The 22,775-nt window shown below is 72.0% G+C and carries 21 protein-coding genes; 11 read left to right on the top strand and 10 right to left on the bottom strand.

The window, feature by feature from the left end; genetic code table 11:
• Positions 1-22 precede the first annotated feature (22 nt).
• Both MOJ79_RS11400 and MOJ79_RS11395 read right to left on the bottom strand, forming a co-directional pair.
• Positions 23-1,003, bottom strand: a complete 981-nt coding sequence (locus tag MOJ79_RS11400; RefSeq protein ID WP_241924262.1) for a Bug family tripartite tricarboxylate transporter substrate binding protein — start codon at positions 1,001-1,003, stop codon at positions 23-25.
• Between the two features lie 127 nt (positions 1,004-1,130).
• Positions 1,131-2,657, bottom strand: a complete 1,527-nt coding sequence (locus tag MOJ79_RS11395; protein WP_119353171.1) for an acyl--CoA ligase — start codon at positions 2,655-2,657, stop codon at positions 1,131-1,133.
• 238 nt (positions 2,658-2,895) lie between these two features.
• Between MOJ79_RS11395 and MOJ79_RS11390 the strand changes: the two genes are divergently transcribed.
• Positions 2,896-3,723 carry a Crp/Fnr family transcriptional regulator gene (locus tag MOJ79_RS11390; RefSeq protein ID WP_241924261.1) on the top strand — a complete coding sequence of 276 codons (828 nt, stop codon included), beginning with the start codon at positions 2,896-2,898 and terminating at the stop codon, positions 3,721-3,723.
• 99 nt (positions 3,724-3,822) lie between these two features.
• Here the strand turns inward: MOJ79_RS11390 and MOJ79_RS11385 are convergent, their stop codons facing one another.
• Positions 3,823-4,662, bottom strand: a complete 840-nt coding sequence (locus MOJ79_RS11385; RefSeq protein ID WP_241924260.1) for a class III extradiol dioxygenase family protein — start codon at positions 4,660-4,662, stop codon at positions 3,823-3,825.
• Positions 4,663-4,680: 18 nt separating this feature from the next.
• A complete protein-coding gene (locus MOJ79_RS11380) occupies positions 4,681-5,034 on the bottom strand; it encodes a protocatechuate 4,5-dioxygenase subunit alpha (protein ID WP_241924259.1) in 354 nt (117 codons plus the stop codon).
• 119 nt (positions 5,035-5,153) lie between these two features.
• Here MOJ79_RS11380 and MOJ79_RS11375 point away from each other — a divergent pair, with 119 nt between their 5' ends.
• A complete protein-coding gene (locus tag MOJ79_RS11375; protein WP_241924258.1) occupies positions 5,154-6,071 on the top strand; it encodes a LysR family transcriptional regulator in 918 nt (305 codons plus the stop codon).
• A gap of 12 nt (positions 6,072-6,083) precedes the next feature.
• Here MOJ79_RS11375 and MOJ79_RS11370 read toward each other — a convergent pair whose 3' ends face one another.
• The gene (locus MOJ79_RS11370) at positions 6,084-7,040 is read right to left on the bottom strand and encodes a helix-turn-helix domain-containing protein (RefSeq protein WP_241924257.1); all 957 of its coding nucleotides are present in this window, start codon (positions 7,038-7,040) and stop codon (positions 6,084-6,086) included.
• A gap of 219 nt (positions 7,041-7,259) precedes the next feature.
• Here MOJ79_RS11370 and MOJ79_RS11365 point away from each other — a divergent pair, with 219 nt between their 5' ends.
• From MOJ79_RS11365 to MOJ79_RS11325, 9 genes are all read left to right on the top strand, one after another.
• Positions 7,260-8,471, top strand: coding sequence for an amino acid ABC transporter substrate-binding protein (locus MOJ79_RS11365; protein ID WP_241924256.1), 1,212 nt, complete (start codon positions 7,260-7,262; stop codon positions 8,469-8,471).
• 100 nt (positions 8,472-8,571) lie between these two features.
• Entirely contained in the window at positions 8,572-9,453 is an 882-nt protein-coding gene (locus tag MOJ79_RS11360; protein WP_241924255.1) for a branched-chain amino acid ABC transporter permease, read from the top strand.
• A 16-nt stretch (positions 9,454-9,469) separates the two neighbouring features.
• On the top strand, positions 9,470-10,489 hold the full coding sequence (locus MOJ79_RS11355) for a branched-chain amino acid ABC transporter permease (protein WP_241924254.1): 1,020 nt from the start codon (positions 9,470-9,472) through the stop codon (positions 10,487-10,489).
• A gap of 58 nt (positions 10,490-10,547) precedes the next feature.
• On the top strand, positions 10,548-11,324 hold the full coding sequence (locus MOJ79_RS11350) for an ABC transporter ATP-binding protein (RefSeq protein WP_241924277.1): 777 nt from the start codon (positions 10,548-10,550) through the stop codon (positions 11,322-11,324).
• Positions 11,324-12,127, top strand: coding sequence for an ABC transporter ATP-binding protein (locus MOJ79_RS11345; RefSeq protein ID WP_241924253.1), 804 nt, complete (start codon positions 11,324-11,326; stop codon positions 12,125-12,127). Before MOJ79_RS11350 ends, MOJ79_RS11345 begins: the two co-directional genes overlap by 1 nt.
• A gap of 16 nt (positions 12,128-12,143) precedes the next feature.
• Positions 12,144-13,598 carry an aldehyde dehydrogenase gene (locus MOJ79_RS11340; protein ID WP_241924252.1) on the top strand — a complete coding sequence of 485 codons (1,455 nt, stop codon included), beginning with the start codon at positions 12,144-12,146 and terminating at the stop codon, positions 13,596-13,598.
• Positions 13,599-13,762: 164 nt separating this feature from the next.
• Positions 13,763-15,535 carry a putative bifunctional diguanylate cyclase/phosphodiesterase gene (locus tag MOJ79_RS11335; RefSeq protein WP_241924251.1) on the top strand — a complete coding sequence of 591 codons (1,773 nt, stop codon included), beginning with the start codon at positions 13,763-13,765 and terminating at the stop codon, positions 15,533-15,535.
• Positions 15,528-15,941, top strand: coding sequence for a BLUF domain-containing protein (locus MOJ79_RS11330; RefSeq protein ID WP_241924250.1), 414 nt, complete (start codon positions 15,528-15,530; stop codon positions 15,939-15,941). Before MOJ79_RS11335 ends, MOJ79_RS11330 begins: the two co-directional genes overlap by 8 nt.
• 173 nt (positions 15,942-16,114) lie before the next feature.
• Entirely contained in the window at positions 16,115-18,214 is a 2,100-nt protein-coding gene (locus MOJ79_RS11325) for a TonB-dependent receptor family protein (protein WP_241924249.1), read from the top strand.
• A gap of 8 nt (positions 18,215-18,222) precedes the next feature.
• On the opposite strand, the gene MOJ79_RS11320 is transcribed toward MOJ79_RS11325, so the two are convergent.
• The 5 genes from MOJ79_RS11320 to uraH all read right to left on the bottom strand — a co-directional run bounded on the left by MOJ79_RS11320 (position 18,223) and on the right by uraH (position 22,659).
• Positions 18,223-18,432: a 4-oxalocrotonate tautomerase gene (locus tag MOJ79_RS11320; protein ID WP_241924248.1), complete on the bottom strand. Its 210-nt coding sequence runs from the start codon at positions 18,430-18,432 to the stop codon at positions 18,223-18,225.
• Between the two features lie 25 nt (positions 18,433-18,457).
• Positions 18,458-19,210 (bottom strand): class II aldolase/adducin family protein, encoded by a 753-nt coding sequence (locus MOJ79_RS11315; RefSeq protein WP_241924247.1) that lies wholly within the window; start codon positions 19,208-19,210, stop codon positions 18,458-18,460.
• Between the two features lie 22 nt (positions 19,211-19,232).
• The gene (locus MOJ79_RS11310; RefSeq protein WP_241924246.1) at positions 19,233-20,726 is read right to left on the bottom strand and encodes a nucleobase:cation symporter-2 family protein; all 1,494 of its coding nucleotides are present in this window, start codon (positions 20,724-20,726) and stop codon (positions 19,233-19,235) included.
• A gap of 90 nt (positions 20,727-20,816) precedes the next feature.
• Positions 20,817-22,028 carry a urate hydroxylase PuuD gene (locus MOJ79_RS11305; protein WP_241924245.1) on the bottom strand — a complete coding sequence of 404 codons (1,212 nt, stop codon included), beginning with the start codon at positions 22,026-22,028 and terminating at the stop codon, positions 20,817-20,819.
• Between the two features lie 280 nt (positions 22,029-22,308).
• Entirely contained in the window at positions 22,309-22,659 is a 351-nt protein-coding gene (uraH, locus tag MOJ79_RS11300; RefSeq protein WP_241924244.1) for a hydroxyisourate hydrolase, read from the bottom strand.
• Positions 22,660-22,775: the final 116 nt, after the last annotated feature.

The following is a 22,775-nucleotide window of genomic DNA, read 5'->3' as shown; positions in this document are numbered from 1 at the left end:
GGGGGGATCGTGCGGGCGAGCGTCAATTGGCCAGGAAGCCGGCTTCCTTCATCAGCACGCGGTGCTGCTGCTCGGTGCGCGCGAGCCAGTCGAAGTACGGCTGGCCGCTCATCGAGGTCTGGTTGAACGCGCCCTTGGCCATGAACTCCTTCCACTCCGGCAGTGCGCGGACCTTGTCGAACAGGTCGACGTAGAACTTGACCTGCTCGGGCGTCGCGCCCGGCGTCATGAAGATGCCGCGCAGCATCGTGTACTCGACCGGGATGCCGGCCGACGAGCACGTCGGCAGGTCACCCCAGGCCTGCGTGGCGGTGACCTTCTCCTTGTACGGCAGCGGCTTGCTGTCGAACACGCACAGCGCGCGCAGCTTGCCGGCGCGCCAGTGGCCCTCGGCCTCGATCGGGTTGTTGACGGTCGCGTCGACGTGCTTGCCCACCAGCTGCGTGGCCACCTGCCCGCCGCCCGGATACGGGATGTAGCTCATCTTCTTGCCGGCGGCCTTCTCGAGCGCGACGGTGATGATCTGGTCTTCCTGCTTGCTGCCGGTGCCGGCCATCTTGAGGCTGCGGTCAGGACCCGACTTCAGCGCGTCGAAGAACTGCTTGGGCGTCTGGTACGGCGACTCGGCGTGGACCCACAGCACGAAGTTGTCGAGCGCGAGCATCGCCACCGGCGTCAGGTCGCGCCAGTTGAACGGCACCGCGGTCCCCAGCGGTGTCGTGAACAGGTTCGACAGCGTGATGATGATCTTGTGCGGGTTGCCCTTGTCGCCCTTGACGTCGAGGAAGCCCTCGGCGCCGGCGCCGCCGCCCTTGTTGACGACGACGATCGGCTGCTTCATCAGGTTGTGCTTGGCCACGACGCCCTGGATGAAGCGCGCCATCTGGTCCGCGCCGCCACCGGTGCCGGCGGGCACGACGAACTCGACGGGCTTCGACGGTTCCCACGCCAGCGCGCAGCCGGCGGCGAAGAAGGCGGTGGCAGCGACGAGCGAGCGGATCATGGGCTCTCCACGAAGGTCGGAATCGGGATTCCGACTGTAGAGACGCCCCCCGCTGGGCAACAACTTAGACTTTGTGGGCGCCGCCGCTAAAGGGCGGCTTAGTTTTACGGGCTAACCCTTTCGGGGCTTACCCGGTGAGGCCGAGCTTGGCGGCCAGCCCGATGCGCTGCAGCTTGCCGGTGGCGCCCTTGGGGATCTCATCCATGAACAGGATCTTCTTCGGCACCTTGAAGTCGGCGGCGCGCGCGGCGACGAACTGCTGCAGCTCGCGCTCGGTCGCGCTCGCGCCCTCGCGCAGCACGACGACGGCGGCGACTTCCTCGCCGAGCTTGGCGTGCGGCATGCCGAACGTGACGACCTGCGCGACCGCCGGGTGGTCCATCAGGATCTCGTCGACCTCGCGCGGGCTGACCTTCTCGCCGCCGCGGTTGATGATTTCCTTGAGCCGCCCGGTGATGCTCAGGTAGCCGTCGGCGTCCATCACGCCCTGGTCGCCGGTGCGGAACCACCCGTCGCGGAACGCCTCGGCGTTGGCCTTGGGGTTATTCTCGTAGCCGGCGGTCACGTTCGGGCCGCGGATCACGATCTCGCCGGTGGCGCCGCGCGGCAGCAGCGTGCCGTCGTCGCCCATGATCGCGATCTCGGGGCCGGCGGCCACCCCCACCGTGCCGGGCTTGCGCACGCCCGGCGGCAGCGGGTTGCTCGCCATCTGGTGCGTCGCCTCGGTCATGCCGTAGGCCTCGATCAGCGGGCAGCCGAAGGTCTGTTCGATCTCGGCGATGACCTGCGGCGGGATCGAGCTGGAACTGCTGCGGATGAAGCGCAGCGGGTGGCGCGCGATCACGTCGCGGTTCTTGTCGGCGCGCGCGAGGATCGTCTGGTGCATCGTCGGCACCGCGGTGTACCAGGTGGGCCTGGCCTCGTCCATCCACGCGAAGAACTTCAGCGCGTTGAAGCCCGGCGTGCAGAAGACCTGCGAGCCGGCCGCCAGCGGCGCGAGCACGCCGGCGATCAGGCCGTGGATGTGGAACAGCGGCATGATGTTCAGCCCGCAGTCGGCCGGCGTGAACTGCAGCGTGCGCGCGATGTGCTGCGCCGACGCGGCGAGGTTCTTCTGCGACAGCGGCACGATCTTCGGGCGCGACGTCGTGCCCGACGTGTGCAGCAGCATCGACAGGTCGTCGGCCTGGGCCGCGCCCGGCAGCGCGGCGGCCGCGCCGGCGTACGGCTCGCGCGGCTCGAGCGTGAAACGCCCGGCCGGCGCCCCGTCGGCGACCACCAGGTCGATCACGCGCACGCCGTGCCGCGCGGCGACCTCGATCGCCGGCGATGGGCTGCCGCGCTCGACGATCAGCGCCTTGGCCCCGAGGTCCGACAGGTAGAAGTCGAACTCGTCGGCGCGGTACGCCGGGTTCAGCGGCGCGCTGGCCACCGCGCTGGCGCAGGCGACGAAGCAGGTCGCCATCTCGGGGCCGTTGGGCAGCACGATCGCGACGCGGTCGTTGCGGCCGAGGCCGAGCGCGTTCAGGCGCGCCGTCGTCTCGGCGACGAGCGCGCGCAGCCCGGCGAAGTTCAGCGGCGCGCGCCCGGGCGCCGAGATGGCGGTCGCGCCGTCGGCGCCTTGGGCCAGCAGGGGGTGCAAGGTGGTGTGCATGGACGACGGGCGCGGCGCGCGGGTGCGGAAGAAGGCCCGCGTTATACCGCGATCGCCGGGCACCCCCGACGCGCCGCCACCGGCGGGCAGCGGCCGCCGCGCCCCCGCGGCGGCCGCTGCGGGGGTGTCGGCGCGTGGCGTTGATCTGGCGCAATCCAGCGCGGGCGGGGCCGCGCGACGATGCGGGCACTGACATGGCCATCGGCCCGCCGCGGCCGCCACAAGGACAGACCACGCTATGAGCACCGACACCGGCACCCTCTCCCCGGCGGCGTCTGCGCGCGGTGTGCCGCGTGCGGCGACGCCGCCGCGGGCCCCGCTGGCCGCTGGGCCGGCGCTGCCGTATCCGGGCGGCGGCGAACGGGCGTCGCCGGCGCGGCGGCTCGCCCCGGCACTGGCCGCGCTCGGCGTCAGCGCCGCCGACGCGCAGGCGCTCGAGCGCGACGCGCGCACGCGGCTGGTCGCGCAGGGGCAACCCGTGTTCCAGCGCAGCAACGTCGCGCACACCGTCGTCGTGCTGCTGCAAGGCGATGTCGCGCTGGGCGTCGCGCTGGCCGACACGCAGTTCCGCCCCGAGCGGCTCGTGCACGCACCGGCCTGGCTCGATCTGGCGTCGGCCTGGCTCGACACCACCTTCCCGCTCGACGCGCGCGCGCTGAGCCCGGTGGCAGTGGCCGAGTGGCCGCTCGACGTGCTGGCCCCGCTCATCGAGCGCCGCCCGACGCTGGCACGCACGCTGATCGACGCGCTGGCCGCGCAGGTGCGCGCGCTGGCGCTGAACACGCACGAGCTGATGCACAAGGACGCGCCGGCGCGCCTGGCGGCGTGGCTGCACCAGCGCTGCGTCCCGCGCCCGGGCGTGCCCGGCCAGGCGGTGGTGCAGCTGCACGAGCGCAAGCGCGACATCGCGTCGCAGCTGGCGATCACGCCCGAGACGCTGTCGCGCCTGATGCGCAGCTTCATGCAGCAGGGTGTGCTCGAAGTCAGCGGCTACACGGTGCACGTGCTCGACCCGGCGGCGCTGGCCGCGCTGGCCGACGGCCAGACGGCCCCCTGCGCCGGCTGAGGCCCCCCTGCCCGCACAGCCATCGCGTCGCACGGTGCGCTGCGGCCGTCGGGGCGCCGTCGTCGTGCGGCCCGGCGCCGGCACGCACGCCGTCCGCGTTCAGCGGCGGTTTTCGAGCAGCAGCAGCCCGGCGGCGGTGTTCGAGATCGGGATGTGGTAGTTGCGGTGCAGTTCGCTCACGCGCCCGCTCAGCGCGCCGCGCGCGGCCAGCCAGTTCAGCAGTTCGATGCCCTGCGTGCCGACCTCGCGCACCAGTTCCTTGTTCGAGTACTGCGTCGCCCACGTCGGATCGGCGGTCAGGCTGTCGATGAACTTCAGGTCGAACGCCTTGTTGATGTGGCCGGCGCGCTCGCCCTCGAGCTGGTGCGACAGCCCGCCGGTGCCGAGCACGAGCACGTTCGCGTCGCGCGGCCAGGCCTCGATCGCGCGGCCGACGGTCTGCCCGAGCTTGAAGCAGCGCGCCGCCGACGGCAGCGGGAACAGCACCGTGTTGATGCACACCGGCACCACCGTCACCGGCCATTGCTGGTCGGGCCACAGCAGCGCCATCGGCAGCGTGAACGCGTGGTCGACGAGCATCTCCTGGCACACCACCGGGTCGAACTCGGCGGCCACGAGCGACTCGACGAGGTGCCACGACAAGTCCTCGTCGCCGCGAAACGGCGGCACCTGCGGGATGCCCCAGCCCTCGTCGGCGTTGCGGTACTCGGGCGCGGCGCCGACCGCGAAGGTCGGCATCTTGTCGAGGAAGAAGTTCAGGCCGTGGTCGTTGTAGAACAGCACGACGACGTCGGGCCGGACTTCGCCGAGCCACTGGCGCACCGGGCCGAAGCCGTCGAAGAACGGCTTCCAGTACGGGTCCTGCTGCAGTCGCCGGGCGATCGCGCCGCCGATCGCGGGCACGTGCGAGGTCATGATGCTGCCGAGGATGCGGGCCATCGTCGTCTCCTTCGGAGTTCAGTCGCGGCCGGCGGCCACCAGCTTGGCCTTGAACGCTTCTTTCGTCATGCCGGTCTGCTGCGCGCCGATGTCCTGCATGTCCAGCCCGAAGATGCCGGCGAACTTGGCCAGGTAGTACGCGTTGCCGCCGGCGGCCAGCAGTGCGAGCACGTTGCGGCTGCGCACGGCCTCGCGCTGTTCGGCGTTCAGCCCGTACTTCGCGCAGTAGGCGTCCTCGTCGGCGACGAACGCGGCACGGTTGGCGGCGTCGTTGAACGAGTAGCACATCTTGTTCAGCGCGTAGCCCTTGCGCGCCATCGCACCGTCGAACAGCACGGTGCCGGGGATTGTGTCGTCGCTCGTCGTGCGCATCGGCGGTCTCCTTTGCGTCGTCTTCGGTCACACTCGGCCTGCCGCCACCGCGTGGGCCGCTCGACCGCAGTGTCGGCACGCCGGCCGCGGCCGTAAACACGCCCACGTTCATGTCTGGCATGAGCCGTTTCGATCATTTGGACCTCGACCCGCGGCTGCTGCAGCTGCTGGTCGCCGTCGTCGAGGAGCGCTCGATCACGCGCGCGGCCGGGCGGCTGGGTGTGACGCAGTCGGCCGTCAGCCACGGGCTCGAGCGGCTGCGCGCGATCGTCGGTGACGCGGTGGTCGTCAAGTCGGGCCGCGGCGTCGTGCCCACCGCGCACGCCGAAGCGCTCGCGGTGCGCGCGCGCGAGCTGCTCGAGGCGCTGCGCGGCTTCGCCGCCGCCGGGACGTTCGAGCCGGCGCGGCTGGTGGCCACCGTGCGCATCGCCGCCAACGACCTGCAGCGTGACCTGCTGCTGCCGCGGCTGTTCGCACGGCTGCACGACGCCGCACCGGGGCTCACGCTGCACGTCGTGCCGTCGGAGGTGCCCAGCGCCGAGATGCTGCGCGACGAGGGCTGCCACCTCGTGATCTCGCCGCGCCCGCCCGAAGCGGGCGACATCGTGCACAAGCGACTGTTCGAGGACGGCTACCGCGTCTTCTACGACGCGAGCCAGCGCGACGCGCCAGCCACGCGCGAGGCCTACGAGCAGGCCGAGCACGTGACGGTGCTGCGCGACGCGGGGCGCGCGCTCGACATCGACCGCGTGCTCGGTGCCGCCGGCGTGCAGCGGCGCTTCGTCGTGCGGGTGCCCGACTTCGCCGGCGTGCGTCCGTTCGTGCGCGGCAGCCGGCGGCTGGCAACGCTGCCCGGGCTGCTGCGCGTGGACCTGCTGCGCGGGCTCGCGCATGCGCCGGTGCCAGTGGCGTGCCCGCCGATGCCGATGTACATGGTGTGGCACCTGCGCTACCAGACCGACCCGATGCACCAGTGGCTGCGCCGCGAGCTCGAGGCGGTCGTCGCGCCCGCGCTGGAGGCGGCGCGCGCGGCGTGACGCGCTGCCGCGTCAGCCGCCGCCGTGCAGCCGGCGGTAGTCGCTCGGCGACATCCCGGTGGCGGCGCGGAACACGCGGCTGAAGTGCGCCAGGCTCGTGAAGCCGCGGTCGAGCGCGATGTCGGTGATCGCGCGATGCGCCTGGCGCGGGTCGGCGAGGTCGGCGCGGCACGCGTCGAGCCGCTGCGCGAGCACGTAGCCGGCCACGCCGTCGGGCTCGTCGGCGAAGGCGTTGTACAGCTGCCGGCGCGACACGTTGAGCGCGCGCGCGATCGCGTCGACGCTCAGCCGCGGGTCGCCCAGGCGCTGCGCGACGTGGCGCTTGATGCGCTCGCGCAGCGCCTCGCGCTGCGTCGCCGCGGTGCCGCGGCCGGCGAGGTCGAGCAGCGACAGGTGCACGCAGTGCGTGATCAGCTCGCCGACACCGCGCGCCGCGTCGGAGCCCATCGTCGGCAGCTCGCGGTACGCGTGGCGCATCGTCTCGAGCGCGAGCCGCGCGACGCCGCCGTCGCCGAGCGGGCGCGCGCACAGCTGCGGCAGCGGCAGGCCGCGCTCGACCAGGCTCGCCTTGGGCACCATCACGATCAGGTGCTCGACGCGCACCGGGTTGTCCACCGCGTAGGTGTCGGTGGTGTCGTACAGGCTCCACTGCCCCGGGCCGACCCACGCGCGGCGACCGTGCTGCTCGACGCCGGCGCGCCCCTGCAACGGTGCGACGATCTTGACGTAGCCGGTGTCGCTGCGCCGCACCAGCGAGCGCGAACGCATCACGCGGTGGCGGTTGGCCTCGAGCCTTGTCAGCACGACGTCGCCGGCGTGCGCGCTGACCATGCGCCCGTCGAAGGTGGTGTCGCCGTACAGGTCCGACTCGAGGCCGCCGAACAGGCGGTGGATCCAGTCGGCCCAGAACGCGACGCGCTCGCGCGGCGACACCTCGTCGGTCGTCATCAGCGCGGCAGCGGTGGTCATCGCGGCACCCACGGGTCGTGGCGGAGCCGAAATTATCCCGGGCCGCACCCGCCGCGGCCGCAGCGGGAGCCGTCGCCCGACCTAGGGAAAGTCCGAGGCCACCGTGCACAAATCGTCAAGTCCGATTGCACGCGCAGGCAAGCACGGCCGCGGGCCGCCGCCTAGAGTGCGCGTGCGGCCCGCTGGCTGCCCTCACCCGAGACGACCAGGAGACACGCGATGAGCCAAGACACCCGTTCCCCCGGCCTGACCCGCCGCCGCGCCACGCAGGCGCTGGCCGTCGGCGCCGCCGCGCTGTCGGCGCCGATGCTGTCGCTCGCGCAGGCGCAGCCGGTGCGCGTCGGCTACGCGATCGCGCGCACCGGCCCGTGGACCGGCGGCGCGCAGGTCAGCCAGGAGCCCAACTACATCCTGTGGGCCGAGCAGCAGAACGCCGCCGGCGGCCTGAACGTCGGTGGCACCCGCCGCCGCATCGAGCTCGTCAGCAGCGACGACCGCAGCGAGATCGAGACCTGCGTGCGCACCTACGAGAAGCTGATGGGCAGCGACAAGGTCGACCTGATCCTGCCGCCGTGGGGCAGCAACGCGAACTTCGCCGTCGCGCCGCTGGCCAACCGCTTCGGCTACCCGTTCCTCGCGCCGACCGCGCTGTCGCGGCGCCTCGTCGAGATGAAGCTGCCGTATTTCTTCCTGATGCTGCAGCAGCCGGCGCCGATGACCCACGCGCTCGTCGAGCTGCTGAAGAGCCAGGGCGTCAGGAGCGTTGCCGTGATCTACGTCGACGACCTGTTCGGGCTCGAGAACTACGCCGCGCTGAAGGTCGCGCTGCAGGGCTCGGGCATCAGCATGGTCGAGGACAAGAGTTACCCCGGCGGCGTCAAGGACCTGTCGCCGGTGCTGCGCTCGATCAAGGACAAGAACCCCGACGCCTTCATCGGCTTCACGTACCCGCCCGACACGATCCTCGCGAGCCGCCAGGCCAAGGAAATCGGCTTCAACCCGAAGGTGTTCTACGCCTCGGTCGGCACCGCGTTCCAGCTCTACCGCAACGTGATGGGCGCCAGCGCCGAAGGCGTGATGGGCATGGGCTCGTGGAACGCCAAGACCAGCCCCGGCGCGAAGGCGTACTTCGAGGCACACACCAAGCGCTTCGACGGCAAGGAGCCCGACCGCTGGGCCAGCGGCGCGTGCTGGGCGGCGCTCGAGATCCTGACCGCCGCGGTCGCGCGCCACGGCCTGGACCGCAAGGCGATCCGCGACTACGTCGCGAACAACGAGCACAGCACGATCCTCGGCAAGATCCGGTTCAACGGCAGCGAGAACGTCGGCACGCCCGGCTCGGTGAGCCAGTGGCAGAAGGGCGAGTTCGAGGTCGTCTGGCCGAAGTCCATCGCCACCGCCGCGCCGATCGCCAAGCCGGCCTGGGCGTAGCCCGGACGAGCGAAGGTCCCTGCGGACCTTCGCTCGCCTGGCTACGGCCCGTGCGCGTCTCGCGCGCACGGGCTGGGCCTTGCCGTTCCACTACACGTCCATGTCCCTCGGTGCCTGGCTCGAACTGATCGCTTCCGGTGTCATCACCGGCAGCATCTATGCGCTCGTCGCGCTCGGGCTGAACCTGCAGTACGGGCTGATGCGCATCCTGAACATCGCGCACGGCGAGTTCCTGATGCTCGGCGCCTTCGTGACCTGGGTCGCAGCCACCGCCTTGGGCTGGTCGCCGCTGGCGATGATCCCGCTGAGCTTCACGCTGACCTTCGTGCTCGGCCTCGTCATCCACCGGCTGTGGTTCAAGCGCCTGACCGACACGTCGCCCAACGTCGACGTGTTCGAGGCGCGCGCGCTGATGGTCAGCTTCGGCCTGATGTTCCTCGTGCAGAACTTCGCGTCGTGGGTGTGGGGCGGCGAGCTGCGCGGCTACGACTACCTGACCGACCCGGTGGCGATCGGCGGCGCGCAGTTCGCGGCCAACAAGCTGCTCGTGCTCGCGCTGTCGCTCGTGTTCTCGGCGGCGCTGATCGTGCTGCTGCGCACGACGCTGCTCGGCAAGGGCGTGCGCGCGCTGATGCAGTCGCCCACCGGCGCACAGCTCGTGGGCATCGACACGAAAACGCTGCACCCGCTGATGTTCGGCATCGGGCTCGGGCTGTCGGGCGTCACCGGCTGCCTGCTGTCGATGACGTACACGATCGCGCCGGCGATGGGCGAGCCCTACACCGTCACGGCGCTGATCGTGATCACGCTCGGCGGCTTCGGCAGCATGGGCGGCGCGCTGGCGGGCGGCCTGCTGCTCGGCGTCGTCGAGGCGATCGGCATGCACTTCACGAGTCCGTCGCTGAAGTCGCTGCTGTCGTACACGGTGTTCATCGCCGTGCTGCTGCTGCGCCCCAACGGGCTGTTCCACCGCAAGCGCTGAGCGCGGAGGGGCTCGCGTGAACGACCGCCAGATCCTGACCCGCGACCTGCTGGTGCTGTTCGGCCTCACCGGCTGGTCGCTCGCGATCCCATACTACGGCAGCGAGTTCGCCGTCTCGATGGCGCTGTCGTGCCTGATGTACATCGCGCTGGCGACGAGCTGGAGCCTGTTCTGCGGCACGACTCGGTACCTGTCGCTGGCCACCGCGGCGTTCTTCGGCATCGGCGCGTACACGAGCGCGCTGACGATGGAAGGCCACGGCTGGACGCTCGCCATCGTCTACGGTGCCGGCATCGCGACCGCCGTGGCCGTCGTGATGGGCGCGCTGGTGCTGCACCTGCGCGGTACCTACTTCGCGGTGCTGACCTTCGGCATGACGGAGCTGATCCGCCACGCGATCACCTACTGGGAGAAGCAGGTCACCGGTACCGTGGGCCGCGTGCTCCTCGTCGTGCCCGAGCGCGACACGGTCTACCTCACGGTGCTCGCGCTCGCGGTGCTCGCGGTGGCCACGTCGATCGTCGTGCGCCGCACGCGCTTTGGCCTCGCGATGCGCGGGATCGGCAGCGACGAGCAGCGCGCGCAGACGCTTGGCGTCGACACGCGGCGGGTCAAGATCGCCGGCTTCGCGCTCACCGCCGCGTTCGCCGGCGCGGTCGGCGCCGCGATGAGCGTGCGCTGGACCTACATCGACCCCACCACCGTCTTCAACCCCTTCATTGGCTTTCAGACCGTGCTGATCGCGCTGATCGGCGGCGCGGCGACGCTGTGGGGCCCGCTGATCGCGGCGATCGTGTTCAGCCTGCTCGCCGAGACGCTGCGCCTGCAGCTGCCGCAGCTGTACATGATGACGCTCGGCCTGCTGCTGATCCTGTCGGTGCTGTACCTGCCGGGCGGCCTGGCGTCGCTGCGCTGGCAGACGCTGCGCGGGTGGTGGAACGACACCCGGGCGTGGTGGAAAGAGAAGCGCTACGAGTGGAGCGGCGACAAGGCCCGCGACGCGCAGCGCGAGAAGGAGCGCCGCGTTGTCATCTGACCCGCACATCAGCCACACGCGGCCCGACGGCACGCCGCACGACGCGCACGTGCCGCTGCTGCTCGACGCGCACGAGGTCACGGTGCGCTTCGGCGGCCTGACCGCCGTCGACGGCGTCAGCGCGCAGTTCCGCGCCGGCGAGCTGGTGGGCATCATCGGCCCCAACGGCGCCGGCAAGACGACGTTCTTCAACGCGATCTCGGGCGTGCAGGAGCCGACCTCGGGCCGGCTCGTGGTTCACGGCCGCAACCTGACCGGCCGCAAGCCGCACCGCTTCGCCGCGCACGGCGTCGCGCGCACGTTCCAGACGCCACGCACCTTCGCCGAGATGCGCGTGCGCGACAACATCGCCTTCGGCCTCAAGTTCGCCGGCCGCCGGCCGCGCAAATACGTGTTCTGGGGCGACGAGGACGGTGTGCCATGGGCGCTGCGCACGCCCGACAGCATCCTCAAGCTGATCGGGCTCGACGCGCTCGCCGACCTGCCGGCCGCGGCGATCACGCCGAGCCAGCAGCGCCTGCTCGAGATCGGCATGGCGCTGGCGACGCGGCCGAAGCTGCTGCTGCTCGACGAGGTCGCCGCAGGCCTGACCGAAGGCGAGATCGAGGAGATGGCGCGGCTCGTCCGCCGCATGCGCGACGAGCTCGACCTGACGGTGATCTGGATCGAGCACGCGGTGACGATCCTGCTGCGCCACGTCGAGCGCGTGATCGTGCTGCACCAGGGGCGCAAGATCGCCGACGGGCCGCCCGCCGACGTCGTGCGCGACCCCGAGGTCGTCGAGGCCTACCTCGGCGACGAAATGATCGACGACACCGCCGAGGTGACGCCGTGATGTGGTGGCGCCCGGATCCGTTCGTGCTCGGCGGCACCGGCCGCGCGCACCTGAAGGTGCAGGGCCTCGCGGCCGGCTACGGCCCGTTCCTCGTGCTGCGCGACCTCACGCTCGAGGCGCGCCCGGGGCTCACGGTGATCCTCGGCCCCAACGGCGCCGGCAAGACGACGCTGCTCAAGGCGCTGGCGGGCCTGATCCCGCGGCGCGGCATCGTCACGCTCGACGGCGACGACCTGCCCGAGAAGACGCACGAGATCGTGCGCGCCGGCGTCGCGCTGGTGGCCGAAGGCCGGCAGCTGTTCCCGCAGATGACGGTCGCCGAGAACCTCGAACTCGGCGGCTGGCTGGTGCCCAGGGCCGAGCGCGCGCGCCGCATCGACGAGGCGTTCACGAACTTCCCGAAGCTGCGCGAGCGCGCCAACCAGCTCGCCGGCACGATGAGCGGCGGCGAGCAGCAGATGGTGGCTGTCGCGCGCGCGATGGTCAGCCATCCGCGCCTGCTGATGCTCGACGAACCGTCGCTCGGCCTCGCGCCGAAGATGGTCGACGAGCTGCTCGCGATCGCGCGGCGCATCGCCGACGCCGGCACGACGGTGCTGATGGTCGAGCAAAACGTCAAGAAGGCGCTCGCGGTGGCCGACCGCGGCTACGTGCTCGAGCGCGGCCAGCTCGTCGCCAGCGGTGCCGCGAAGCTGCTCGCGCGATCGACGGTGGTGCGCGAGGCCTACCTCGGCGCCGCCGAATCCGACACCACGACCGCCGCCGACGCGGCGCACCGGCGCCGCACCGCGGCGCCCGCCTGACCCGAAGGAGAACCCCATGTCCGACCTGTCGATGCTGATCAACGGCCTGAAGGTGACGGCCGAGAAGAACGCCACGTTCGAGCGGCGCAACCCGCTCGACGGCACCGTCGCGACGCGCGCGCCGGCCGCCTCGCCCGCCGACGCCGTGATGGCCGTCGAAGCCGCCGCCGAGGCGTTCAAGACCTGGAGCGAGACGGGCCCGAGCGCGCGCCGTGCGCTGCTGCTCAAGGCCGCCGACGCGCTCGAGGCCAAGACGCCGCAGTTCGTCGAGGCGGTGCCCGCCGAGACCGGCGCCACCGGGATGTGGGCCGGCTTCAACGTGATGCTCGCCGCCGGAATGATCCGCGAGGCCGCGGCGCTGACGACGCAGGTCGCCGGCGAGGTGATCCCGTCCGACGTGCCCGGCAGCCTCGCGATGGGCGTGCGCCAGCCCGCCGGCGTCGTGCTCGGCATCGCGCCGTGGAACGCGCCGGTCATCCTCGGCGTGCGCGCGATCGCCACACCGCTGGCCTGCGGCAACACCGTGATCCTCAAGGGCAGCGAGAACTGCCCGCGCACGCACGCGCTGATCGTCGAGGCGTTCCAGGACGCGGGCTTTCCGCCCGGCGTCGTCAACTACATCACCAACGCGCCGGCCGACGCCGGTGCGGTGGTGGAGGCGATGGTCGCGCACCCGGCGGTGCGGCGCGTCAACTTCACCGGCAGCACGCGCGTGGGCAAGATCATCGCGATGACCTGCGCGAAGTACCTCAAGCCCGTCGTGCTCGAGCTCGGCGGCAAAGCGCCGCTGGTGATCCTCGACGACGCCGACCTCGACGACGCGGTCAACGCCGCCGCGTTCGGCTGCTTCGCCAACAGCGGCCAGATCTGCATGTCGACCGAGCGCATCGTCGTCGACCAGAAGGTCGCCGACGAGTTCGTCAGGAAGTTCGCCGACAAGGCCAAGAGCCTGCCGCTCGGTGACCCGCGCAAGCCCGAGCCCGTCGTGCTCGGCTCGGTGGTCGGCATGGCCACCGTCGAGCACTGCAACGCGCTGATCGACGACGCGCTGGCCAAGGGCGCGAAGCTGGTGTGCGGCGGCAAGGCCGACTCGACGCTGATGCCGGCCACCCTGCTCGACCACGTGACGCCCGAGATGCGCATCTACCGCGAGGAGACCTTCGGCCCCGTCAAGGCCATCGTGCGCGTCAGGGGCGTCGAGGAGGCGATCGCGTGTGCGAACGACAACGAGTACGGCCTCTCCGCCGCGGTGTTCGGGCGCGACATCGCGCGCGCGTTCAACGTCGCGCGCAAGATCGACTCGGGCATCTGCCACGTCAACGCACCGACCGTGCACGACGAGGCGCAGATGCCTTTCGGCGGCGTCAAGGGCTCGGGCATCGGGCGCTTCGGCGGCAAGGCCGGCATCGCCGAGTTCACCGAGCTGCGCTGGATCACGGTGCAGACGCAGCCGCGGCACTACCCGTTCTGACGCGACGCGCGCCGGCGGTTCGGCGCCAGCCGACGTGACATCCCGCACGGTGCGGCGCCCGCGGGGCGCCGCCCTGCGCTCGCGCGCGGCTCAAGCGGCATCGCCCTTGCGCCGATGACCATGGCGAGCCGAGTTCGTGACCGCCACACGGTGGCCGTCGCCCGATGACCGCCCCCGTGTCCACCGCCGAGCCCCCCGCGTCGAAGCGCGCGGCCGCGCCGCTGCCGAGCGACGATGCGCGCCTGCGCGCGCTGGCGGCCGAGAACGCCGCGCTGCGGCTGGCGATCGAGCGGTTGCCACACGGGCTGTGCATGTTCGACGGCGCCGACCGGCTCGTGCTGGCCAACCGCCGCTACCGCGAGATCTGGGACCTGCCCGAGGCGCTGATGCGCCCCGGCACGCCGTTCGCGGACATCCTGGCCGCCACGCGCGGGCGCGAAGCCGAGTGGAGCCGCCTAGCCGAGCTGCCACCGCCCGACCGCGACCGCACGCGCCGGCGTGAATGGGTGATGGACGACGGGCGCACGATCTCGATCGTCGTCACGCGCCTGGCCGACGGCACCGCGATCGCGGTGCACGAGGACGTCACCGAGCAGCGGCGCACCGAGGCACGGATCGCACACCTCGCGCGCCACGACGCGCTGACCGGTCTCGTCAACCGCGCGGTGCTGCGCGAGGAACTCGAGCGGCTGCTCGCGCGCAACGCGCGCGGCGAGGACCTCGCGCTGCTGTACCTCGACCTCGACCGCTTCAAGGCCGTCAACGACAGCCACGGGCACCCGGTGGGCGACGAGCTGCTGCGCGAGGTCGCCGCGCGGCTGCGCGGCTGCGTGCGCGACACCGACCTCGTCGCAAGGCTGGGGGGCGACGAGTTCGCGATCGCGCAGTGCGGCGCGCCGCAGCCGACCGCGTCGCGCCGGCTCGCCCAGCGCCTGATCGAGGCGCTGTCGGCGCCGTTCGAGATCGCCGGCGTGCAGGCGCACATCGGCACCAGCGTCGGCATCGCGGTGGCGCCGTTCGACGGCGACGACCCCGACACGCTGCTGAAGAACGCCGACCTCGCGCTGTACCGCGCGAAGGCCGACGGCCGCGGCGCGCTGCGCTACTTCGAGCCGGCGATGGACGAGCGCGCCCGCCGGCGCCGCACGCTCGAGGCCGACCTGCGCGCCGCGCTGGCGCTGCAGCAGTTCCACCTCGAGTACCAGCCGGTGGTGCGCGTGGCCGACGCAGCCGTGTGCGGCGTCGAGGCGCTGCTGCGCTGGCGACACCCGGTGCGCGGCGAGGTCTCGCCCGCCGAGTTCGTGCCGCTGGCCGAGGACACCGGCCTCATCGTGCCGATCGGCCGCTGGGTGCTCGAGCAGGCCTGCCGCGACGCGCTGCGCTGGCCGGCGTCGGTGCGCGTCGCGGTCAACGTGTCGGCCGTGCAGTTCCGCCACGGCGCGCTGCTGCGCGACGTCGCGCACGCGCTGGCGCACAGCGGGCTGGCCGCCGGGCGGCTCGAACTCGAGATCACCGAGTCGGTGATGCTGCGCGAGCCGGCGCAGGCCGTCGCGCAACTCGCGCAGCTGCGCGCGCACGGCGTCGGCGTTGCGCTCGACGACTTCGGCACCGGCTACTCGTCGCTGTCGACGCTGCACGCCTTCCGGTTCGACCGGCTCAAGATCGACCGCTCGTTCGTGCACGACGTCGAGCGCGACGCGGGCGCGCGCTCGATCGTGCGCGCCGTCGCCGGCCTGGGCCGCAGCCTCGGCATCGCGACGACGATCGAAGGCGTCGAGACGCCCGAGCAGCTCGCCATCGCGCGCGACGAAGGCTGCATCGAGGCGCAGGGCCACCTGTTCAGCCGGCCGCGCCCGGCCGACGCGATCGCCGCGTTCGTCGCGTCGGCCGCCGCAGGCCGCAGCCGCGCAGCATCCCCCGGGAGCGCCGATGTTTGAACGCCTCGTCTACGTGAGCCGCGCGGCGCCCGGCGTCGGCGCGCGCGACGCCTACGACATCGTGCGCACCGCGCACAACCGCAACAGCCAGCTCGGCCTGACCGGGGCGCTCGTCTTCGTCGACGGCCACTTCGTGCAGGTGCTCGAGGGCGATGCGTTCCACCTGCGCCAGCGCTTCGCCGTCATCGCCGCCGACCCGCGCCACACCGACGTGCAGGTGCGCGAGCACGTCGCGATCGACGAGCGCCTGTTCCCCGACGAGTGGATGGCGCTGCGTCACGGCGACGAGGTGCCCGAGGCCGTGCGGCGCGCATTCGCCGACGCAGCGGGACCGCACCACTGGCCTGCCGCGCGCCTGCTGGCCTACGTGCGCTCAGCCTGCGCCGACGCGGCAGCGCCGCGCTGACTCCGGCGCCGTGCCCGCTGCGGGCCTTCTTCAGCCCGCGGCCACGGGCGTGCCGGACGCGACCGCCCCGCTATCATCGATCGGTGTCAACTCGCCTGCGAGCCCCCGAGATGCCTGTGCCGTTGCGGCCCCGTCGGCCCCCTCGCTGTCCCACTGCGCCGGATCTTCGCCGCGTGCGCGGCGTCGCCGTCGCCGCGGCCATCGCGCTGTCGGCGACGTCGGCCACGGCGCAGTCGACGGCCGATGCGACGACGCGTGTCATCGTGACCGCCAGCGGCGCCGAGCTGCGCCTGTTCGACACACCGTACGCCGCCGGCGTGATCGACGCCGACGAGCTGCGCGCGGCCGGCCCGATGGTCAACCTGTCGGAGGCGATGGCGCGCGTGCCGGGGGTCGTCGCGAACAACCGCCACAACTACGCGCAGGACCTGCAGATCCACTCGCGCGGCTTCGGGGCACGCGCCTCGTTCGGCGTGCGCGGCATCCGGCTGTACACCGACGGCATTCCCGCCAGCGGCCCCGACGGCCAGGGGCAGGTGTCGCACTTCGACCTCGCCGGGGCGCAGCGCGTCGAGGTGCTGCGCGGGCCGTTCTCGGCGCTGTACGGGTCGAGTTCGGGCGGCGTGATCTCGCTCGTCAGCGCGGCGCCGACCGAGCGGCGCTGGCTGCTCGGCGGCGACGTCGGCAGCGACGGTCTGTGGCAGGCGCGCGCCGGCGTCGAGGCGCCGTTCGACGGCGGCTTCAGCCTGCGCGCGAGCGCGAGCCGCTTCGAGATCGACGGCTTTCGCCCGCACAGCAGTGCGCAGCGCACGCTGGGCAACGCGCGCCTGGGCTGGGACGGGCCGCGCGACCGCGTCGTGCTGATCGTCAACGCGCTCGACCAGCCCGCGCTCGACCCGCTCGGGCTCACGCGCACGCAGTTCGAAACCGACCCCGACCAGACGACGCCGCAGGCGCTGCTGTACGACACCCGCAAGAACACCCGCCAGGAGCAGGCCGGGCTCGCGTGGCGCCACCGCTTCGACGACGCCGGCGCGCTCAGCGAGAGCCGCGTTGCGGCCTACGTCGGCCAGCGCTCGGTGACGCAGTGGCAGTCGATCCCGTTCACGGTGCAGTCCTCGCCGACGCACCCCGGTGGCGTGATCGACTTCGACCGCGACTACGGCGGCGTCGACGCGCGCCTCGTGTGGCGCTGGGCGCTGGCCGGCGAGCGCAGCGCGCAGCTGGTGGCCGGCACCAGCGTCGACGGCAGCGTCGAGCACCGGCGCGGCTACGAGAACTTCGTCGGCACGACCGACGCCGACCGCGTGCTCGGCGTCACCGGTGCGCTGCGGCGCGACGAGCGCAACCGCGTGACGGCGCGCGACGTCTACGCGCAGGCCGAGGCCGACCTCGCACGCGACTGGACCGCCACGCTGGGTGTGCGCCACGGCCGCGTCGAGTTCCGCAGCGACGACCGCTACCTCGTCAACGGCGACGATTCGGGCTCGCGCGCCTTCGGCTACACGAACCCGGCGGCGGCACTGCAGTGGCGCGTGACGCCGGCGCTGAACCTGTACGTCAGCGCCGGCCGCGGCTTCGAGTCGCCGACGTTCAACGAACTCTTCTACCGTCCCGACGGCCTGGCCGGCTTCAACACCGGGCTGAACGCACAGACCAGCAGCCAGTGGGAGGCGGGGCTGAAGTGGCGCGAGCCGTCGCGCGGCCTCTCGCTCGACGTCGCCGTGTTCGACATCCGCACCGACGACGAGATCGGCGTGGCCAGCAGCAGCGGGGGACGCACGACGTTCCGCAACGTCGGGCGCACGCTGCGGCAGGGTGCCGAGTTCGATCTGCGCTGGCGCATCGCCGACGCCTGGCGCGCGCAGCTCGCCGCGAGCTGGCTCGACGCGACGTACCGCGACACGCTGCCGTCGACGCCGATCGTCGCCGGCAACCGCATCGCCGGCACGCCCGACGCCTGGGGCTACGCCGAGCTGGCGTGGCTGCCAGCCCGCGGCGTCGAGCTCGCACTCGAAGCGCGCGGCCAGAGCGACGTGCCGGTCAACGACGCCAACACCGACTTCGCCGAGGGCTTCGTCCTGGCGGCGCTGCGCGCGCGCTGGCAGCGCGACCTGGGCGCGGGGCGGCTCGAGCTGCTGGCACGGCTCGACAACCTCGCCGGCCGGCGTGTCGCCGGCAGCGTGATCGTCAACGAGGCCAACCAGCGCTACTTCGAGCCGGCGCCCGGGCGCACCTGGCTGCTCGCGGCGCGCTGGAGCGCGCCGTTCTGAACGCCGCCTCAGCCGCCGGCCGGCTTGGCCGGTGCCTTGTCGCTCCACAGCTGGCCGCCGGTGGCCCAGTCGTGGCGCGCGATGTCGTAGAACAGGACGTCGACGCCGTCGGCACTGCCACCAAGCGTCCTGACGCAGGCTTCGGTCAGCGCCTGCGCCAGCGCCCGTTTCTGCTCGACGCTGCGGCCTTCGAACAGTTCGACGCGGATCGTGGGCATGGTCGGTCTCCTCAGGGGGTGAAGTTCAATCGCGGTAGCCGGGCATGACGCGGTCGAGGCGGCGCAGCAGCGCCGGCCACTCGACGTCGCCGTCCCACTCGCGGCCGTCGCCGACCCACTGGCGGTAGGTCGTCTCGGCCAGCGCGGGCGCGACGCCGGTGACGCGGCCGGGTGCCGCAGCCATCGCGCGCAGCTGCGCCTGCGCGGCGCGCTCGAGCAGGTGCATCAGCATGTAGGCCTCGGCCACCGTGCGCCCGACGACGAGCGGCCCGTGGTGCTCGAGCAGCACGCCGTCGAGTGACCCCAGCCGCTGCACGAGGCGCCGCTGCTCGTCGGCCCCGAGCGCGAGCCCCTCGTAGGGGTGGCGACCGAGACGCCCCCACAGCCGCATCGCCCACTGCGACGTCGGCAGCAGCCCTTCGGGCAGCGCACACAGCGCCACGCCCCACGGGCTGTGCAGGTGGATCACGCACTCGACGTCGGGCCGCGCCGCGTGCACCGCGCCGTGGATCGCGAAACCGCTCGGGTTGACCGGCGCGCCCGACCCGTCGACGACGCGGCCGGCGACGTCGACCTTGACGAGGTTCGACGCGCTCACCTCGTCGAACGCGAGGCCGAAGCGGTTGATCAGGTACACGCCCGGCTCGCCCGGCACGCGGGCCGACAGGTGCGTGTAGACGGTGTCGTCCCAGCCGTTCAGCGCCGCCAGCCGGTACGCGGCCGCGAGGTCGACGCGCACCTGCGCTTCGGTGCGCGGCGGGCGGGGCGGCGTCGTCACGGCGTCGTCGCTCGGCCGTGACTCAGTGCGCCTCGGCCGTCTTCGCGGCCTCGATCGCGCCGACGGTGTCGCCCTTCGCGCCGTTGAAGAACAGGTTCAGCGCGACGGCGCTGATCGCGGTCAGCAGGATGCCCGACTCGAGCAGCGGGTGCAGCCCGTGCGCCATGTGCTGCGTCCAGCGCGGCGCCACCAGCGGGATCAGCCCGAAGCCGATCGACAGCGCGACGATGTAGAGGTTGTGGCGGTTGCCCTTGAAGTCGACCGTCGACAGGATGCGAATGCCGGTGGCCGCGACCATGCCGAACATCACGAGTCCGGCGCCGCCGAGCACGAAAGTCGGGATCGACTCGACGAGCGCCGCCATCTTCGGCAGCGTGCCGAGCACGATCATGATGACGCCGCCGGCCACGCACACCCAGCGGCTCTTGACGCCGGTGACGCCGACGAGCCCGACGTTCTGCGAGAAGCTGGTGTACGGGAACGTGTTGAACACGCCGCCGATCACCGTACCCAGCCCATCGACGCGCAGCCCGGCGGCGAGCTCGGCCTGCCCGATCTTCTTGCCGGTGATCTCCGACAGCGCAAGGAACATCCCGGTCGACTCGATCATCACGACGATCATCACCAGCGTCATCGTCAGAATCATCACGAGGTCGAACGTCGGCATGCCGAACGCGAACGGCGTGACGACGTCGAACCACGCCGCCTTGCCGACCTTGTCGAAGTGCATCTTGCCCAGCGCCACCGCGACGACGCAGCCGAGCACGATGCCCAGCAGCACCGAGACGTTGGCGACGAAGCCGCGCGTGTACTTGACGAGCAGCAGGATGAACACGAGCACGAGGCCGGCCACCGCGAGGTTGTCGAGCGCGCCGTAGTTCGGGTTGTCGACCATCGGGATCGGCCCCGGCAGCTTGACGGCGGGCGGCGCGGCGCCCGGCGCCACCGGGGCGTTCAGCGCCGGCTCGATCAGCTTGGTCATCTCGACGAGCTTCGGCACGTCGACGCTTTGCGCGAGCGTCGGCGGCCCGCCCATCGCCCAGCCGACCCCCACGCGCATCAGGCTGATGCCGATGATCGCGATGATCGTGCCGGTGACCACCGGCGGGAAGAAGCGCAGCATGCGGCTCATCAGCGGCGCGATCAGCACCGACAGCACGCCGGCGCCGATGATCGCGCCGAAGATCGCGCGCGCGCCTTCGACGCCGCTTTGCGCGTTGGCCATCGCGACCATCGGCCCGACGGCGGCGAACGTGACGCCCATCATCACCGGCAGCCGGATGCCGAAGTACTTCGTGAAGCCGAGCGACTGGATCAGCGTGACGATGCCGCACGCGAACAGGTCGGCCGAGATCAGCATCGCGACCTGCTCGGGGCTGAGCTTGAGCGCGCGGCCGACGATCAGCGGCACCGCGATCGCGCCGGCGTACATCACCAGCACGTGCTGCAGGCCGAGCGCGGTCAGCCGCCCGAGGGGCAGTCTTTCGTCCACCGGGTGGACGGCGTTCGTGGTCATGGGGGTGTCTCCTCGTCGTTCGTGTCGGTGCGACGCCAGGCCCCGGTCGCGAGGGGGTGTGGCCGCGGTGCGGCCGTGCCAGGAAAGGGGTCAGTCGACCGGCGCGCCGCTGTCGAACCAGCGCTTGACGAGCGCGCGCTCGGCGTCGGTGATCTGCGTCGCGTTGTTCAGCGGCATCAGCCTGAGCACCGCGGTCTGCTGGTAGACCGCCTGCGCGTGCTGCCTGAGCAGCTCGGGCGTGTGCAGCGCGACGTTCTTGTTCTGCACCTGCGCGTTGTGACAGACGACGCAGCGCTGGTCGATCACGGCGCGCACCTCGGCGTAGGTGGCCGGCTGCGCGGCGGCAGCGCGCTGCTCGGCGCTTTGCGGCGGCGGCGCGAGCCACACCGCCAGCCCGACGAGCACCGCGGTGCCGACCACGGCGTGTTCCCACGGCGCGCGCCGCCCCTCGACGTGCGCCTTGTGGCGTGCGACGAAGCTGTGGCGGATCAGCGCGCCGGCGAGCATCAGCAGCACGAGCACGAGCCAGTTGTGCGGCCCCTGGACCAGCCAGCCGTAGTGGTTGCTCAGCATCGCGACGATGACCGGCAGCGTGAAATAGGTGTTGTGCACGCTGCGCTGCTTGCCGCGCTGGCCGTGGATCGGGTCGGGGTCGCGCCCGGCGCGCAGGTCGGCGACGACCTTGCGCTGGCCGGGAATGATCCAGAAGAACACGTTGGCGCTCATCGCGGTGGCGATCATCGCGCCGACCAGCAGGAACGCCGCGCGCCCGGCGAACAGCTGGCACGCGAGCCACGACGCAAACACGACGAACGCGAACACGAACACGCCGACGATCAGGTCGCCGTGGTGGCGCTGGCCGAAGGCACGGCAGATCACGTCGTAGACGACCCAGAACGCGACGAGGAAGCCCAGCGCCGCGGCGATCGCCGCGCCCGGCGACCAGTCGAACACCGTCTTGTCGACGAGGAAGGTGCCGGCGTTGAACAGGTACAGCACCGTGAACAGCGCGAAGCCGGTGAGCCACGTGCTGTAGCTCTCCCAGTACGACCAGTGCAGGTTCTCGGGCAGCGGCCGCCAGCGTGGCGCGACCAGGTACTTGTTCGAGTGGTAGAAGCCGCCGCCGTGCACGGCCCACATCTCGCCGTCGACGCCCTTGGCCTTCAGGTCGGCGTCGTGCGGCTTCGTCAGGCTGTTGTCGAGCATGACGAAGTAGAACGACGAGCCGATCCACGCGATCGCGGTGATCACGTGCGCCCAGCGCAGCAGCAGGTTGGCCCAGTCGAGGAGGTATGCGTCCATCAGGCGCTCACCGTCGCGCAACACGCACCGGCGAGCCGGTGCACCCTCCCCTCACCACAGCGGGCTCTGTGAGGAGCGAACGTCGCAAACCGCAGGCGGCGGGCCGGGCCCGTCGCGCGGGCGCCGCGGCGACGTCGGCAAAGTGTATACACGAAGGTGCACGATGCCGCACGGGTTTACCCTGCCACTTCGTCGCGCGGCGGTCAAAACTGAGGGTCGCGCGACGTCATCGATGCCGCCGGGCGGGGGCATCGAAGGGGCACTGCCCGCCGCCTGCCGCTCAGCTGCCGCGGTAGGTGCCGTAGCTCCACGGACTGGCCAGCAGCGGCACGTGGTAGTGGGCCGCCGCATCGGCGATGCCGAACTCGAGCGGCACCTCGTCGAGGAACGGCGGCTCGGGCAGCGCGGCGCCGCGGCCGCGGAAGTACGCTGCCACTGCGAACACGAGCCGGTAGCGGCCGCGCTGCAGCGCCTCGCCCTCGAGCAGCGGCGCGTCGGCGCGGCCGTCGTGATTCAGCACCACGGTCTTGAGCACGCGCTCGCCGCCGTCGAGTCGCAGCAGCGTGACGCGCATGCCGGCCGCGGGGCAGCCGTTGGCGGTGTCGAGAACGTGCGTGGTCAGTTTGCCCATCGTGTGTGCCTCGGGGCGACGCGGGGTGCGGCGTCGCGGTGCGGTGGAGAGTCGGATATCGAGGGAGAACCCTGAACGCGCAGCACTTGCGCGTCGCGACCGAGTGTATACACTTG

Source organism: Calidifontimicrobium sp. SYSU G02091 (assembly GCF_022631395.1).
Classification (GTDB): Bacteria; Pseudomonadota; Gammaproteobacteria; order Burkholderiales; family Burkholderiaceae_C; genus Calidifontimicrobium; species Calidifontimicrobium sediminis.
This window is presented reverse-complemented; position numbering and strand designations above follow the sequence as displayed.